We start from the raw sequence: 16,070 nt of genomic DNA, 5'->3' as shown, positions 1-16,070 counted from the left end.
TGTCCACGGACACAAGCGCACCCGTGCCCGGCAGAAGCCATCAATTTATCCTTTCAACGGCACCTTGGGGATCAGGCTGGCGATTCCCCCCTCGCCGCTGCCCTTGCGCGACGAGGCCACTTTCGCCTTGGCCGGCTTGTAACCGGCGCGCGGTTTGCGTTTTTTCTTCAACAGCATCGGCTCGGGGCGTGGCGTGATGGGACCGGTGGGATAATCGAAGGTGAGCTTCGCGTCATCACCCTTGCCCTCCAGCATCACTTTGACCGTACCGCCATTCTTGAGCTTGCCAAAGAGCACCTGCTCGGCCAGCGGCTTCTTGATGTGTTCCTGGATGACACGCGACAGCGGCCGTGCGCCCATCCGCTCATCATACCCCTTGACGGCCAGCCAGTCGGCAGCCTCTTCCGACAGTTCGATGACCACGCCGCGATCAGCAAGCTGGGCCTCGAGCTGGAAGATAAATTTCTGGACGACCTGGCGCACCACCTCCGGCGGCAGTCCGGCGAAAGAAATGATGGCGTCAAGACGATTGCGGAATTCCGGCGCAAACAGCTTGTTGATCGCTTCCTCGTCATCACCCTGCCGCTTGCTGCGCCCAAAGCCGATCGCCTCTTTGGCCATATCAGCCGCACCCGCATTGGTTGTCATGATGATGATGGTGTTGCGGAAATCGACCTGCTTTCCATTGTGATCGGTGAGCTTGCCGTGATCCATGACCTGCAGCAGGATATTGAACAGATCAGGATGGGCTTTTTCAATCTCATCCAGCAGCAGCACGCTGTGAGGGTTCTGATCGACGCCATCGGTGAGCAACCCGCCCTGGTCGAAACCGACATAGCCGGGAGGTGCGCCGATGAGACGAGACACCGTGTGGCGCTCCATATATTCCGACATGTCAAAGCGCAGCAGATTGACGCCGAGCAGTTCCGACAGACGCTTGGCGACTTCCGTTTTACCAACCCCCGTCGGCCCGGAGAAGAGATAGGAACCAATCGGCTTTTCAGGCTCCCTGAGGCCGGCCCGGGCAAGCTTGATCGAGGCGGCAAGGGCGATGATCGCCGTGTCCTGCCCGAAGACCAGACGCTTCAGATTCGTCTCCAGATGTTGCAGCACTTCAGCATCATCCGCCGACACCGTTTTTGGCGGAATACGTGCGATGGACGCAACAACGGCCTCGATCTCTTTTACCCCGATCACCTTGCGCCGTTTTGACGGCGGCACCAGCATCTGCGCCGCGCCGCTTTCGTCGATCACGTCGATCGCTTTGTCGGGCAGCTTGCGATCATGGATGTAGCGGCTGGCAAGCTCGACGGCCTGCGTGATCGCCTCATCCGTATAGCGGACCTTGTGATGCTCCTCGAAATGCGGTTTCAACCCTTTCAGGATCTCGATGGCATCAGGCACGGACGGCTCGTTGATATCGATTTTCTGGAAGCGGCGCACCAGCGCCCGGTCCTTCTCGAAATACTGTCGGTATTCCTTGTAGGTCGTCGAGCCGATGCAGCGAAGCTGACCTGACTGGAGCGCCGGCTTCAAAAGATTTGATGCATCCATCGACCCGCCCGATGTGGCTCCTGCGCCGATCACGGTATGGATTTCGTCGATGAACATGATGGCGCCGGGTGTCGCCTCAACCTCTTTCACCACCTGCTTCAGCCGCTCTTCGAAGTCGCCACGATAGCGCGTGCCCGCCAGCAGCGCGCCCATATCGAGCGCAAAGATGGTGGCATCCGCCAGCACTTCGGGAACTTCGTCACGGATGATGCGCAGCGCCAACCCTTCGGCGATCGCCGTCTTGCCGACCCCTGGATCACCAACCAGCAGCGGGTTGTTCTTCTGACGCCGGCACAGGATCTGGATGGTGCGCTGGATCTCGCTGTGGCGCCCGATCAGCGGATCGATCTTGCCCTCACGCGCTTTCTTGTTGAGGTTGACGCAATAGGTCTCGATGGCCTCCGGCTTTTTCTTGGACGTGGCGGTTTCCTCGCTTGCGTTGTTGCTTGTGCTTTCCTCGCGCCCCTCTTCACTGCCGCGGGGTGCTTTCGGACGGTTCAATTCGGCCCGCTTGGCAACGCCATGGCTGATGTAATTGACCGCATCATAGCGCGTCATGTCCTGCTCCTGCAGGAAATAGGCGGCATGGCTTTCGCGCTCGGCAAAAATGGCGACAAGCACATTGGCGCCCGTCACTTCCTCACGCCCCGACGACTGGACATGGATGACGGCACGCTGAATGACGCGCTGGAAGCCGGCGGTAGGCTTTGAATCATCGGATGAACGCACGACGAGATTATCCAGCTCATTGTCGATATATTCAGCCAGATTGCGCCGCAACTCCTCGAGGTCGACATTGCAGGCGCGCATGACGCTGCTGGCATCGGCATCGTCGATCAGCGCCAGCAGCAGATGCTCGAGCGTGGCGTATTCATGGTGCCGCTCATTGGCGAAGGCCAGCGCACGATGCAGAGCCTGTTCGAGGCTACGGGAGAATGAGGGCAATGTCGCTGTTCCTTTCGCTCGAATGTTGAAGAGCCCGACTCACTTTTTTTCCATGATGCATTGTAGAGGATGCTGGTGCTTGCGGGCGAAATCCATCACCTGCGTCACTTTTGTCTCGGCCACCTCGTAAGTGAAGACGCCACATTCTCCAACGCCGTTATTGTGCACATGCAGCATGATGCGGGTCGCCGCATCACGGTCCTTGTTAAAAAAGCGCTCGAGCACGTGAATGACAAACTCCATCGGCGTGTAATCGTCATTCAGCAGCAGGACGCGATAAAGATCGGGACGCTTTACCTTGGTGTCGGTCTTGGTCACGACGGCGGTGCCAGAACCGCGACGCGTTTCCCCTCCCGCAGCCATCCGCGGCGCGGTCTGGTATGTCGGCTGGCCGCCGACAATCTGGGGCAATAAACAATGCACGGTTTACACCTTGAGGAAATGACCTCCGCCATCATGCGACGCAACGACGGACATGACAACACAACGCTCAACCACATCATAGGGAGCGATTTGCCAGATGCTCAAGGCCTGACATCGCTCCTCATGATATTTAGGATGATTTGTCACGATTGCCAGAATTGCGGCAGCGACGATGAGAATTTTCTATCCGCGTGCGACCATAACGCAAAAAAGCCCGGTCATTCCGGGCCTTTTCAGGCAAACAGGGCTTGTGCCGAATTGCTCACGCGTCAAACGCGATCATCAGAAGCGGAATATCCCCTTCACGAGGCCCGCGAAATGGCCGCTTCGATGGGCTTGTAAGCGTCTTTTGCCGCATCGGTCGCGATGGTCCCCACCTTCGTCAGATGATGAACCAGGCTCTCATAGGCGGTCTTGGCGAATTCGCTGTGGATTTCCAATGCCGTATCGAGGCTTTTGGCGCCCGATAGTTTCTGGAAAACCGCCGCATTGGCTTCCAGCGCCTTCTTTGAATAATCGGCTATTTCAGCGATGACGCTTTGCGCGCCCTTCTGCAGTTCGCCGAATGATTCAACCTGCTTGTCAAAGGTATCCTTGGTGAATTTCTGGATGTCCTCGAAACTGCTCATCTGTGTCTCCGCTGCGGGGACCATGGCCACGATGACGACCCCGCTCTGTATGAGTGAAAGTCACGCAACACCAATTTATTTGCACTGCACAAATTTAACAAGAAATTTTTGCAACGCACAAATGCGTATCGTCGGCAAATTTTACCGGGTGGTAACCCCAAACGCTTAACTTCGAACAATCGTGTTTACCGTTGCCCAGTAGGGCAGCGCTGTTGTGTACCCAGTAAGGTTGCGTCCATGTCGTTGAGTTTGCTGTCGCACGCCGCTCAGATTTTCGGGCCGGGCGTTCCCGTCTCCCCCTTCATCAATGCGCTTCTCATGACGCTTGTCGGCCTCGTGGCAACAGCCTCGTGGGCCAGCGACATTCATCAGTGACGGGGCGCATCATGCACATTCGCACAAAGAACGCCGTTGGCTCCGCGCTTTCCGTGCCGCTATGGCTGGCGGCCGCAACCTTGCTGGCGATCACCGCCATCCAGCCATCAGCAGCTGCCGAAGGCAGGCTGGCGTCGATCGTCATTGACGCCAATTCCGGCGATGTCCTGCAGCAGAACAATGCCGACAAGCAGCGCTATCCCGCTTCCTTGACCAAGATGATGACCCTCTATCTGCTCTTCGAACAGATCGAGGCCGGCAATTACGATCTAAATTCCCGACTGTCCGTTTCCGCCAATGCCGCTCGCCAGCCGCCGACACGCCTTGGCGTCAAGCCCGGTGGTACGATCACCGTCGAAGCGGCGATCATGTCGCTCATCACCCGCTCGGCCAATGATGTGTCTGTCGTCATTGCTGAAAACATCGACGGCGACGTGGACAGCTTTGCCCGTCGCATGACCACAAAAGCCCATCAGATCGGCATGAGCCGCACCGTGTTTCGCAATCCCAACGGCCTGCCCAACAGCCAACAGGTCACGACTGCCCGCGACATGGCAACGCTTGGTCGCTCGCTCTTCGAGCGATTCCCCAAATTCACGCCCTATTTTGCCCGTCAGTCCTTCACCTATCAGGGACGGGTGATCCGCAACCATAACAAGCTGCTGGGGCGCGTCGATGGTGTCGACGGCATCAAGACCGGCTACACGCGGGCATCGGGTTTCAATCTGGTAACCTCGATGCGCAGGAACGGGCGCCATCTTGTCGCCGCTGTCCTCGGCGCCCCGTCAGGCCCGACGCGCGATAACCACATGCGCCACCTCGTTAAAGCACACGCGACGCAGCTTGCGGCGAAAAAGACCAGCTTCTCTCTGGCCATGCGCTCAAAAGCCCCTGCTGCGCCAGAAAAAATCCAGGTTGCGGCCGCTTCATCGCCGCCCCCGGCGAAGAAACCCGTGAACGACGATGCCGATGCCGCCCCGGAAAAAAGCCTGGCAGCGCTGGCACAGGCTGCGCTCGCCAAGGTTCCAGATTCCGCCCCTGCTATCGCGGCCCCACAGCAGACAGCCGCACCGCCGCCCGTGCGCGCATCCGCTGTAGCTCCCCCGCCCTGGCAGGTTGCCGGCACGCAGGTCGAACAGGTGCAGGATATCCGTCCGCGCATCAGCTCGGTTCTGCAGTGGCGCAGCGGTGCCGCTCCCGCCCGCGATACCTCATCCACCGAGCGCCAGGCTGACAAGGAACCAACCGGTTCAAGCCTGCCTCGCGCCGCCACTCTCACCGGCTGGGTCGTTCAGATCGCCGCCACCAACAGTGAAAACGAGGCGCTCCAACTGCTGAAGGACGCACGCGACGCTGCCCGCAAGCCGCTGTCCTCTGCAAAGGCGGTGACCGAGCGCGTCGCCAAGGGACCGGCCACGCTCTATCGCGCCAGATTTGCCGGCTTTGCCGACAAGCAGAGCGCCGAGCGCGCCTGTGCTGCCCTGAAACGCGAAGATTACTCGTGCCTGACGCTCAAACTGTGAGGATTACCCGTGGCGCGCCAGAAGAATATCCTTGGCAGCATTGATCTTGGCGGCAAGCCAGGTCGAGCCGCCGGTATCAGGGTGAAAGCGTTTCATGAGCGTGCGATGAGCAGCGCGAATGGCCTCGACAGAGGCGCCTGGGTGAAGACCAAGGACCTGATAGGCTTCCTGCTGGGTCATCACCTGCGCACCAGCCGCGCCGCCCTGCCGCGCACCCGCACGCTCATTGATGTGTTCACGCCAGCCGGGCAGCCGGCGGTCGAGATAAGCTTCGATTAGTTCAAGGCTCCCCGGATCGTTGCGCACTTCATCGCGAAGGCGCAGCAGCGCCACCCGATCCATGCCCGCAAGGTCGCGCCCCGCATAAGATCCGGCGACAACCTTGGCTGACATGGCGCCGTTGGATTGATTGACGGCAAACTCGAAATAAGCGGTCGATATCCGCGACTGCCTGCCGGCACGCCAGCTGAAGGCGCCGAGATTGGCAGGATTGATCTGCAACATCCCAAAGCCGATCGGCGTGAGCACAATCGCCGGCATCCAGTTGCCGCGCACGGCAGAAAACGCCGAAAATGCCAGCAGCGCGGCGCCGCCCGCCTGCATGCCGTATTGTTTCGCCAGCGCAATCAGGCGTTTCGGATCGCCCTGCGAATATTTGCCGGCAAACCACAGCACACCGATCACAGCGAGTAAGACGAGTGCGAGAATGCCCATCACACGCCGCCGGACCGGATCATGGAGGCTGCATCGAAATTATCTCGAAACGACATGTCAGATGTCCGTGACGTCAAAGCTTTTACCGTCGCCCAATAAAGTCCATGAAATTGTCCGCCACACATGCGCTGCAAAAGACCGGCGCGCCGGTATTCGGCACAGCACGGAATGCCCTGTCAATCGCCCGGCGGCCAACAAGCCTGCCGATCGTGACCATCAGCTTGTCACGAGCTGCGATAATTCCATCATCGACAGGGGCTGGCGATTGACCTTGGCAAAGATGTCCCGCGCTTCAAGACGTTGGCGCGCCTGTTCACGGCCGGGAATACGCAGCAGGGACACAAGATGTCGCACCTCGAGCCGGGCCGCGAGATGGCTCATCGAGGGCCGCATACCCTCCCCGAGCGTCTCCAGTGGATCGAGCGCTGTCAGCCCGAGCGGAAACAATTCGCGAAAGATCACACGATCCGCGACCTGGCCGGCGATACGAAAGCCGAATTCCTGTGACAACCCGCTGATCGCATCCATCAGCCAGCGCTGATTGCGCGTCTCACGAACCGCCACGCGGTTGCGCACAACCACCCAGTCGGTCATCGCAGCGTCGATCGCCCGGCGCTCACGCTGGGCATCCAGCACCATATTCGTGTAATGGCTCGATGAGACGACCCGGCGGGTGCCGGCCTTCACGTCCGCCAGAACTTCAAGATCGATGAAGCTGTCATTGATCGGCGTAATCAACGTGTCGGCCGCGCTGTGCGCTGCTCTTGTCAACGTGCTGTCATGCCCTGGCGTATCGATGACGATGCAGTCATGACTGCGCTCCACCTCGCCGATGACCTTGGCGAACGCCTCGTAATCAGCCCAGATGCTGGCGCGCCGCGATTCCTGCTCCGAACGTGTCACAGAGCGGTGGGTTGGCACCCAGAATTTCTCAGCGCGCGTGTCGGCAAACGCCTGGCGATGCGCGATGAAACGCGAAAGCGAACGCTGGCGACTGTCCAGATCGATGGTCGCGACGCGGAAACCGTCATGCATGAGGGCGACAGCGACATTGATAGCCGTCGTTGTTTTGCCCGACCCGCCCTTTTCGTTTCCCACCACAATAATGTGACAGGATCTCGGCGTTGTCCCATGCATTCGCGCTTACTCCGACCCGTGATAACTAAAGCGCAATCACAACGATCAGGTCAAAGACAATCAAACGTTTACCTTGATAAAAATGGTTGACGCGCATTGATGTTGCTCTTCATGCAACACTGCCTGAATTTACGTCTCTTTTTGTATTTTCTGATCTATAATACACCAAGCGCCCGTAATTCACGGCGCAACGTCTCGGGAAACTCAGGCGCATCGCCGCCACTGGCGCCAAGATCGGCCGGCGCGTCTTCGGTTTTGAAATAGCGCCACCCCTGGAACGGTCCACGCGGACGCGGATCAACCCGGATCGTCGCGCTGTCGAGGCAGATGTCGCAGCGCTCGATCCCCTCATCGTCAACCCGCGCGCGCAGATCAACCACGCGCTGGCGGCACGCAATCTCTCCCTTGATCACCCAGTAGAGTGACCCGCCATCGAGAATGTCGTCGCGCCGGCGCGGCATCTGCCTCGTGGTATGACGCAGCATGACTTCAACGCCCCGCCGCTTCATGTCAGCCAGGCGCTGCTTCTGCCATGACAGAAGATCATCGACGCTGTCAGCACCGACACAGAGTTTGATGAGGTGGAGGGCCATAGGTATCAAGCGAAACCCGAAAGCTGGACCAAGATCAACCGGTTTTTGCTGAGGCGTCCGACTTCTGCACTGTAAGCAGCCCTGTCCCCTGCCCGACCTGCTCACCAAGCGCTGCGTGGATGGTGCCAATCGTGCCGTCAAAAGAAGCAATCAGCGCATGCTCCATCTTCATCGCTTCGACCACCATCAGCTTGTCGCCCTTGGCGACCGGCTGACCTGCGGCAACAAAGATTGCGGTGACCTTGCCATGCATCGGCGCCTTGATGAGCCCGTCTGCTCCCTCGCCGGCATCGGCAAGCGCGGCAGAAAAATCAGGCAGCCGTACCAGGCATTGCCGCCCACCTTGCAGCACGTAGACGCCATCGGCGCTTTCGACCGTCATCAGCGGCAAGCGAGGGGCGCCAATCTGCGCGCCGTTGACTCGTACATGACGCCCTGACCTGTCGGTGATCACCTCGACGCGCTGGTCTGCGCCGTCAACCTGGACGCTGATTAGCACCTCACGCCGGCCGCCAAGCTGGAAGCCATCCCCGATATCAAACGGCGACACCCAGTCGCCAATCGCCGATGCCCGCTCGCGCCAGCGATCGTCGACCGCCTCGCAACCAGCCTCGACAAGACAGGAAATGCCGGCAGCGATGGCTTCGTGCGAGGGCGCACGCGACACCGCGCCCAGCGCTTCGGCATGGCGCTCGATAAAACCCGTATCAAAGCGCCCGGCGCGGAATTCGCCATGGTCCGCCAGCGCCCGCAGGAACGCCGCATTGGTCTTCGGCCCCGCCACATAGGTTTCCTGCAAAGCCGATGACAGCCGATCAAGCGCCTCGTCACGCGTCGCCCCATGGGCGATGATCTTGGCAATCATCGGATCGTAATAGGGGCTCACCTCGTCGCCTGCCCTCACCCCCGTATCGACCCGCAAACCGCGATGGGCGATTTCTCCCTCGGCTGAAGGCGGAAAGGCGAGATGCCACAAATGGCCGGTCGATGGCAGGAAGCCGTTTTCGGGGTCTTCTGCATAAAGCCGCGCCTCGACCGCGTGGCCGGTAATCGACAACTCGTCCTGCAGCCTCGGCAGGCGCACGCCCGCCGCGACCATAAGCTGCCATTCGACTAGATCATGGCCGATGATCGCTTCCGTCACCGGATGCTCGACCTGCAGGCGCGTATTCATTTCCATGAAATAGAAGCCGTCAGGCTTGAGGCCGCCGCTGCCATCGACGATGAATTCAACCGTGCCAGCGCCGACATAGCCGACCGCCAGGGCCGCTGCCCGCGCCGCCTCCCCCATGCGCGCGCGCACCGCTTCACTCATGCCCGGCGCCGGCGCTTCCTCGATCACCTTCTGGTGGCGCCGTTGCAGCGAACAATCGCGCTCAAACAGTGACACCGCATTGCCATGGCTGTCGGCAAACACCTGAATTTCGATATGGCGTGGGTTCTGGATGAATTTTTCAACCAGCACCCGCCCATCGCCAAACGAACTCGTCGCCTCGCGCACCGCGCTCTCGAGCGCTGCCTCAAATTCCAGCGCCTTGTCGACGCGGCGCATGCCCTTGCCACCGCCCCCCGCCACCGCCTTGATGAGCACCGGATAGCCGATCTCATAGGCCTTCTCGCGCAGGAAATCCGGCTCCTGGCGTACCCCGTGATAGCCCGGTGAAATCGGCACGCCGGCCTTTTCTATCAAGGCTTTGGCCTCGCCTTTGAGACCCATCGAGCGGATGGCGCCAGGCGGCGGGCCGACGAAGATGATACCGGCATGAGCGCACGCCTCGGCAAATTCGGCGCGCTCCGACAAAAACCCGTAACCGGGATGGATGGCCGCCGCGCCACTGGCTTTGGCGGCAGCTAACACCTTTTCTATCGACAGGTAGCTATCGCGCGCCTCCGCCGGGCCAATCGCATGCGCCTCATCGGCGAGCGCCACATGGCGGGCGTTGCGGTCAGCCTCCGAATAGACCGCGATCGTGCGCATGCCGAGCCGCTTCGCCGTTTTCATGATACGGCAGGCAATCTCGCCACGATTGGCAATGAGGAGGCTTGGAAAAGGCGGCATGGAATGATCCACTCTCAAAGCAGGACAGTAAGACTATGCGTTCGCCTTCTTCGGCCCGCAAGCAAAGCCCACGGGATGCAACTCACATCCTGAACACACCGAACTTCGTCTCCGGGATCGGCGCGTTGAGGCTTGCCGCAAGCGCCAGCCCGAGCACCCGGCGGGTTTCAGATGGCATGATGATGCCGTCATCCCACAGCCGCGCGGTGGCGTAATAGGGATGGCCCTCGGCGTCAAAACTGGCGCGGATCGGCGCCTTGAAGGCGGCTTCCTCCTCTGCCGGCCATTCCCTGCCCTCGCTTTCGATATTGTCGCGCTTGACCTGCGCCAGCACGGAAGCTGCCTGCTCGCCGCCCATGACGGAAATGCGCGCATTGGGCCAGGTGAAGAGGAAGCGCGGGGAATAGGCGCGCCCGCACATGCCGTAATTGCCAGCGCCAAACGAGCCGCCGACGATCAGCGTCAGTTTCGGCACCTGCGCATTTGCCACCGCCATCACCAGCTTGGCGCCATCCTTGGCAATGCCGCCCGCCTCATATTGGCGCCCCACCATGAAGCCGGTGATGTTCTGCAAGAACAGCAATGGAATGCGCCGCTGGCAGCACAATTCGATAAAATGCGCGCCCTTGAGGGCTGATTCCGAAAACAGGATGCCGTTATTGGCGATGATGCCGATTGGCATGCCCCACAGATGGGCAAAGCCGGTGATCAGCGTCGTGCCGTAATTGGCCTTGAATTCGTCGAACTCCGAGGCATCGACCAGGCGCGCGATCACCTCGCGGATATCATATTGCTGGTTGAGCGCGCGCGGGACAATACCGTCCAATTCGGCAATGTCATAGCGCGGCTCAACGCTTTGACGCAGCACAAGATCGGGGCGGAAGGGCTGATTGAGATTGGCGACGATGGAGCGGGCGATCTCGAGCGCATGCTCGTCATGCGCCGCATAATGATCGGCCACCCCGGACTGGCGGGTGTGCACCTCCGCCCCGCCGAGATCCTCAGCGCTCACCACCTCGCCGGTCGCAGCCTTCACCAGTGGTGGGCCGCCGAGGAAGATCGTCCCCTGGCGGCGCACGATGATCGTTTCATCCGACATCGCCGGCACATAGGCCCCGCCCGCTGTGCAGGAGCCCATGACAAGCGCCACCTGGGCAATGCCCGCCGCCGACATGCTCGCCTGATTGAAGAAGATGCGGCCGAAATGATCACGGTCAGGAAAGACGTCCGCCTGATTGGGCAGATTGGCCCCACCTGAATCAACCAGATAAAGGCAGGGCAGACGGTTTTGCAGGGCAATCTCCTGCGCTCTCAGATGCTTTTTCACCGTCATCGGGAAATAGGTCCCGCCCTTGATCGTCGCATCATTGGCAACAATCATGCATTCGCGCCCGCTGACCCGCCCGACGCCGGTGATAAGGCCGGCGCCGTGGATATCACCGCCATAGAGATCATGTGCCGCCATCGGCGACAATTCGAGAAACGCACTGCCCGGATCGATGAGGCGAAGGACCCGCTCGCGCGGCAGCAATTTGCCACGCTTTACATGCCGTTCACGCGCCTGTGCCGGCCCACCCAGCGCTGCCATCCGCCTCTTCTCGGCAAGATCGACGCAGAGCTCAGCCATCGCCTCGCGATTGGCACGAAAATCGCTAGACAAGGCTTTGATCGAGGTCGCTAGCAGCGGCAAGATGGCGTCTCACTCATACGTGTCGGGCCAGATCCAGTCGGCGGGTTCCGCCAGCGCTTCCCGTGACCAGCGCTTCCACGCCTTGGTCGCCATCACCGCCTCCATATAAGCGCGTGTATCGGCAGGCACCTTGAAATCATAGGCATGAAGCCGATGGACGACAGGCGCGAACATCGCGTCAGCCGCGCCGAAATGGGCGCCAAACAGAAACGGCCCGCCGGCGCCAAAGGCCTTGCGGGCTTCGCGCCAGATGGCGGCGACCCGCTCGACATCAGCCAGCACTTCCGGTGGTGTATGCTTGCGCGCACGCGGCGGGCGGCGGAAATTCATCGGGCAATGGCCGCGCAGGGCCGCGAATCCCGCATGCATCTCCGCCGAAATGGCACGCGCATGCGCACGGGCTGCCTCGTCTCCCGGCCACAGACCGACCTGCGGGTGACGCTCGGCGAGGTATTCAAGAATGGCGATCGTCTCCCACACGACAATGTCACCGTCGAGCAGCACGGGCACTTTCTTGCCCGGTGAATAGGCGGCAATTTCGCTCGCGGTTTCGCTCTTGCGCAGCGCGATCACCTGCTCGCTGAAGGGAATTCCCCCCTCGACCATGGCAATCCATGGACGCAGCGACCAGGAGGAATAGGTCTTCGTCCCGATAATCAGTTTCAGCGTCATCTCAGCCCTTCTTGCCTTCGTCCCTTGGATAGGTTTCAACCGGACCGCCCGCTGCTTTCCACGCCCCGAAACCGCCAGCGACATGGGCAACCGGCTTCAGGCCCATATCCTGCAAGGTTTTTGTTGTGAGCGCTGAGCGCATGCCGCCCGCACAGAAAAAAATGAACTGCTTGTCCTCACCGAAAACCGGTTTGAAATAAGGGCTTTCAGGATCGATCCAGAATTCCAGCATCCCGCGCGGTGCATGAAAAGCGCCGGGAACCGCTCCTTCGCGCTCAAGCTCCCGCGGATCGCGAATGTCGATGAGGAGGACGTCTTCCCGGCCATGACGTGACATCGCCTCCTCGACGCTGAGCGTGACGATATCGGCGTTGGCCTCCGCCAGCATCGACTTCACAGTTTTCACGATTGTCTGTGCCATCCCATACTCCCGACGCGCTCGTCCGGTTGCGTCGTTGACAACCATAGACGGGCTGTTGTTGCGATGCCAGACTTGACCGATGCAAATCATTGATCCGCTCGAAGCCTGGCTGCTTAGCGAAATCCGCCGCCATGCGCCGCGCACCCTGTCTCCTGAAGAAACAGCGCGCGCCGCCCTCGCCGACCGGCAATCCTGGGCGGGTGAGACAGTGGCGGCGGTATCCGGTGCGACGACCGTTCACGACGACTGGCGAAGCCTGTTGCCACGCCTGCGTCAGGTTGCAACCAACCTCGCCAGGCGTGGCGAGCTGGTATTTCTGCGCAAAGGAAAGGTAACTGATCCGGCAACATTGAAAGGTGTATTTCGTTTTAAATATAATGAGATGAACGAAAAAGCGGATTCAACTTCTTAACTGTGTGGCAAGACTCGTCACGGCGCCGGAAACAGGGCAACGCTCCGTCCGCTCAGCCAATAGGCCAGCAGCCCCGCCCATTCGCGAAACGCAAGATCAAGGCGCGACAAACCCTCCGCCAGCGAGCGGGCGGGGCGCAGCAGATCGCTTCTCCCCCGCGTGCGGAAATCGACCGGCACCGGTACCACCTCGAAGCCGATTGCCCGAAAACACCCGACGGAGCGCGGCATGTGCGCGGCGGATGTCACCATAAGCCAGCGCTCATCAGGCTTCGGCATCACCAGAGCCTTGGTGAAAACGGCGTTTTCATAGGTGTTGCGGCTTCTGCGCTCGAAAATGACGGCGCGGTCATCAAAGCCAAGGCTGCGCGTGAGCCGCATGACATCGTCTGCCTCATTGCCAACATCGCCCGAAAAAGACCCGTCACCACCGGTGAAGACCAGTCTTGCCTCGGGATGGCGGCGACTGAGCGCCTGTGCCGCGAAAAACCGCTCGGTTGCGTCATTGACCGCAACGACATCGCGGCTTACGGCGATTTCGGTATCCGTCCAGCCGCCAAGGACGATAATCCCCGCAATCGGCCTGCCATCATCCACGAACAGCGCAAATCGCTCCTCCAGCATGAGCTGGAACGCGGTTCCGATCGGCAAATATCCGCAGACAAGGAACAGCGACAGGGCGAACAGATGTATCCCGTACGCACGCCGCGAGCGGCGGATGCAGGCCAGAAGCGCGCTCAGAAACAGAAAACAAAACAAAAGATTTGAGGGTGTAACAATGACCCAGGCTATTTTCGACAGAGCGAAAAACATGGCTCACCGGCGCCAGTGATCGGGCCGCACGAACGCGACCCGCCGTCGCGACATTCAGCGCGACGTGGCGTTGAGCGAAAACGTACGATCAAGAGACGCGCCCGCCCTGCTGACGGAGCCGGCAAACATCAATATGGCGCCAAGAACCACCAGGTGGCCGACGAAGAACACAGCCGTACGGCGCGCCAGAGAACGATAATTCATAACCAAACCTTGTTTCTATGCCCTGAAAATCGAGCGCTTGCCTAATCGCGTTTGCGCGCCGAAGCAATGCCATTTATGCAACATCTATTGCAACGCAGCGGTTAACGCTTGGTTCCTTTTTCAAAAAAAAGCGATCCATCAACGTTAAGAATGGCTTACCTGATCCATCACATATACGCATCCCGCCTATTCGACAGGCAGATGGAAGGCTTTCGAGGTGGCGGGCCGGGCCTTCAGCCGCTGATAGTAGGCAGCCACATGGGGCAATGACGGGCGCTCGAAGGGCAGATGGAGCCAGCGGTGGACAGCCAGACCGGGCGCGATGTCGCCATAGCTGAAATCGCTTCCCGCGACATAGGGGCGTTCTGACAGATGTCGGTCAAGCATGACCATCATCGGCTCGGATTCTGCCAGTGATTTTGCCAACAGCGCCGGATCCCGCTCTGCCGCCGGCGTGCGGGCGATCTGGAAGAACGCAACACGAAATGCCGGGCTGAAATTCTTCGCCTGCCAATCTGTCCACAGATCGGCGATCGCCCTGTGCCTGAGATCAGTGGGGTAAAACGGGGCTTTGCCATAGCTTGCCGCCAGATAGCGGACGATCGCGTCGGATTCATAAAGAACAAATCCGTTGTCATCGATAGTCGGCACCAGCCCCAGCGGATTGAGCCGTCGATAGGGCTCGCTATCGACCACTCCGAATTGGCGTCCGGCATCCACGCGTTCAAAGGCAAGCTCCAGCTCATCCAGCGCCCAAACGACTTTCTGGACGTTGATCGAGGTGATTCGCCCCCAGACTCTTATCCCAGACATCGCTCCATCCCCGATCGCCACCACCCGGTGCTGTGAACCTTACGTACAAATCCGTTGCCACGAAACCACGCAACAATAAAAAACGCACGTTCAGCTGCGCGCCAGATCGCAATAACGCGACAGTGATTGAAGTTTCAATTCTGATTGATTTATCAAAGAGGCAGGATGGCGATGCTGGTTCGAGTTGCGCTGGTGTCGTCCGCGTTCAACCGCCTGAAGAGTTGTTCATTCTGCCCGCCATGAGCCCCAATACCGATCATTGAGAGATCAGACGCAATGAAATTTCCAAGCCGCCGCCTTCTTGTCCTGAGCTTGCCAGCCCTGTTGGCTGGCTGCGTATCCAACAATAATTTGCGCTTTGGCGGTTCACCTTCCGCAGGACCGGATGGCAAGGCCGCGCCGCTGAAGATCACCCAGGCGCCCGTCATTACGCAGCCGCCTGAACAGATCTACGCCCAGGTCACCGACAACGACATCACCATTCCCGCCGCTCCAATCAGTCGCATCGACCCACAATTCTATCGTCAGGTCGTGGATTTCAACGGTCCCGAACCGGTTGGCTCCGTTGTCGTCGATCCAGACGCCCGCTTCCTCTATGTCGTTTACGAAGGTGGCAAAGCCTTGCGGTACGGCGTTGGCGTCGGCCGCGCCGGCTTTGGCTGGACCGGCGATGCCATCATCAAATCAAAGCAGCAATGGCCGAAATGGTTCCCCACTCCAGAGGCCCGCGAACGCGACCCCTCGCTGCAAAAATTTGCTGCGGAAGGTTTCCCTAGCGGTATCAAGAACCCGCTTGGCGCGCGGGCGCACTATCTGTGGAAAGACAAAAAAGACACTTATTACCGCATTCATGGCACGTCCGAGCCGTGGACCATCGGCACCAACGTGTCGACAGGGTGCATTCGCATGATCAATCAGGATGCCATCGACCTTTACACGCGTATCCCGGAAGGCACGCCTGTCATCGTCCGCAAATCGAAGATCGCGACGATCAAGGTCGGCTGACCCGGCGCTGCGCCGTAGCGCAGCCCCCCGTCCCTTACCTCGGCCATCGGCACTCCGTTGCCGGTGGTCTTAATGTGAGACAAACAGGC

The 16,070-nt window shown here is 59.9% G+C and carries 17 protein-coding genes; 4 read left to right on the top strand and 13 right to left on the bottom strand.

The window, feature by feature from the left end; all coding sequences use genetic code 11:
• Window positions 1-45: 45 nt before the first annotated feature.
• The 3 genes from clpA to ACINK1_RS03410 form a co-directional block, all read right to left on the bottom strand.
• Entirely contained in the window at window positions 46-2,499 is a 2,454-nt protein-coding gene (clpA, locus tag ACINK1_RS03420) for an ATP-dependent Clp protease ATP-binding subunit ClpA (RefSeq protein WP_376802465.1), read from the bottom strand.
• Window positions 2,500-2,538: 39 nt separating this feature from the next.
• Window positions 2,539-2,862 carry an ATP-dependent Clp protease adapter ClpS gene (clpS, locus tag ACINK1_RS03415; protein WP_395759976.1) on the bottom strand — a complete coding sequence of 108 codons (324 nt, stop codon included), beginning with the start codon at window positions 2,860-2,862 and terminating at the stop codon, window positions 2,539-2,541.
• A gap of 362 nt (window positions 2,863-3,224) precedes the next feature.
• A complete protein-coding gene (locus tag ACINK1_RS03410; RefSeq protein ID WP_376802464.1) occupies window positions 3,225-3,551 on the bottom strand; it encodes a phasin family protein in 327 nt (108 codons plus the stop codon).
• Between the two features lie 237 nt (window positions 3,552-3,788).
• Here ACINK1_RS03410 and ACINK1_RS03405 point away from each other — a divergent pair, with 237 nt between their 5' ends.
• Window positions 3,789-3,926: a hypothetical protein gene (locus ACINK1_RS03405; protein WP_376802463.1), complete on the top strand. Its 138-nt coding sequence runs from the start codon at window positions 3,789-3,791 to the stop codon at window positions 3,924-3,926.
• Between the two features lie 11 nt (window positions 3,927-3,937).
• Window positions 3,938-5,449, top strand: coding sequence for a serine hydrolase (locus tag ACINK1_RS03400; protein ID WP_376802462.1), 1,512 nt, complete (start codon window positions 3,938-3,940; stop codon window positions 5,447-5,449).
• Window positions 5,450-5,452: 3 nt separating this feature from the next.
• Here ACINK1_RS03400 and ACINK1_RS03395 read toward each other — a convergent pair whose 3' ends face one another.
• From ACINK1_RS03395 to ACINK1_RS03365, 7 genes are all read right to left on the bottom strand, one after another.
• The gene (locus tag ACINK1_RS03395; RefSeq protein ID WP_376802461.1) at window positions 5,453-6,163 is read right to left on the bottom strand and encodes a DnaJ domain-containing protein; all 711 of its coding nucleotides are present in this window, start codon (window positions 6,161-6,163) and stop codon (window positions 5,453-5,455) included.
• Window positions 6,164-6,379: 216 nt separating this feature from the next.
• A complete protein-coding gene (locus ACINK1_RS03390; protein ID WP_376802460.1) occupies window positions 6,380-7,261 on the bottom strand; it encodes a division plane positioning ATPase MipZ in 882 nt (293 codons plus the stop codon).
• Window positions 7,262-7,455: 194 nt separating this feature from the next.
• Window positions 7,456-7,893, bottom strand: coding sequence for a DUF1489 family protein (locus tag ACINK1_RS03385; protein WP_376802459.1), 438 nt, complete (start codon window positions 7,891-7,893; stop codon window positions 7,456-7,458).
• 34 nt (window positions 7,894-7,927) lie between these two features.
• Window positions 7,928-9,952, bottom strand: a complete 2,025-nt coding sequence (locus tag ACINK1_RS03380; protein WP_376802458.1) for a biotin carboxylase N-terminal domain-containing protein — start codon at window positions 9,950-9,952, stop codon at window positions 7,928-7,930.
• An 82-nt stretch (window positions 9,953-10,034) separates the two neighbouring features.
• Window positions 10,035-11,642, bottom strand: coding sequence for a carboxyl transferase domain-containing protein (locus ACINK1_RS03375; RefSeq protein WP_376802457.1), 1,608 nt, complete (start codon window positions 11,640-11,642; stop codon window positions 10,035-10,037).
• A 9-nt stretch (window positions 11,643-11,651) separates the two neighbouring features.
• The gene (locus ACINK1_RS03370) at window positions 11,652-12,314 is read right to left on the bottom strand and encodes a glutathione S-transferase family protein (protein WP_376802456.1); all 663 of its coding nucleotides are present in this window, start codon (window positions 12,312-12,314) and stop codon (window positions 11,652-11,654) included.
• Window position 12,315: 1 nt separating this feature from the next.
• Window positions 12,316-12,735: a rhodanese-like domain-containing protein gene (locus ACINK1_RS03365; RefSeq protein ID WP_376803818.1), complete on the bottom strand. Its 420-nt coding sequence runs from the start codon at window positions 12,733-12,735 to the stop codon at window positions 12,316-12,318.
• 79 nt (window positions 12,736-12,814) lie between these two features.
• On the opposite strand from ACINK1_RS03365, the gene ACINK1_RS03360 reads away from it, so the two are divergent.
• The gene (locus ACINK1_RS03360; RefSeq protein ID WP_376802454.1) at window positions 12,815-13,147 is read left to right on the top strand and encodes a DUF3253 domain-containing protein; all 333 of its coding nucleotides are present in this window, start codon (window positions 12,815-12,817) and stop codon (window positions 13,145-13,147) included.
• Between the two features lie 17 nt (window positions 13,148-13,164).
• Here the strand turns inward: ACINK1_RS03360 and ACINK1_RS03355 are convergent, their stop codons facing one another.
• From ACINK1_RS03355 to ACINK1_RS03345, 3 genes are all read right to left on the bottom strand, one after another.
• Window positions 13,165-13,797, bottom strand: a complete 633-nt coding sequence (locus ACINK1_RS03355; RefSeq protein ID WP_376802453.1) for a YdcF family protein — start codon at window positions 13,795-13,797, stop codon at window positions 13,165-13,167.
• 216 nt (window positions 13,798-14,013) lie between these two features.
• Window positions 14,014-14,163 carry a hypothetical protein gene (locus ACINK1_RS03350; protein ID WP_376802452.1) on the bottom strand — a complete coding sequence of 50 codons (150 nt, stop codon included), beginning with the start codon at window positions 14,161-14,163 and terminating at the stop codon, window positions 14,014-14,016.
• 186 nt (window positions 14,164-14,349) lie between these two features.
• Entirely contained in the window at window positions 14,350-14,976 is a 627-nt protein-coding gene (locus tag ACINK1_RS03345; protein WP_376802451.1) for a glutathione S-transferase family protein, read from the bottom strand.
• A 276-nt stretch (window positions 14,977-15,252) separates the two neighbouring features.
• On the opposite strand from ACINK1_RS03345, the gene ACINK1_RS03340 reads away from it, so the two are divergent.
• On the top strand, window positions 15,253-15,981 hold the full coding sequence (locus tag ACINK1_RS03340; RefSeq protein ID WP_376802450.1) for a L,D-transpeptidase: 729 nt from the start codon (window positions 15,253-15,255) through the stop codon (window positions 15,979-15,981).
• Window positions 15,982-16,070: the final 89 nt, after the last annotated feature.

Origin of the sequence: Raskinella chloraquaticus (SeqCode) (genome assembly GCF_021731865.1) — a bacterium.
Taxonomy (GTDB): domain Bacteria; phylum Pseudomonadota; class Alphaproteobacteria; order Rhizobiales; family UBA4765; genus Raskinella; species Raskinella chloraquaticus.
This window is presented reverse-complemented; position numbering and strand designations above follow the sequence as displayed.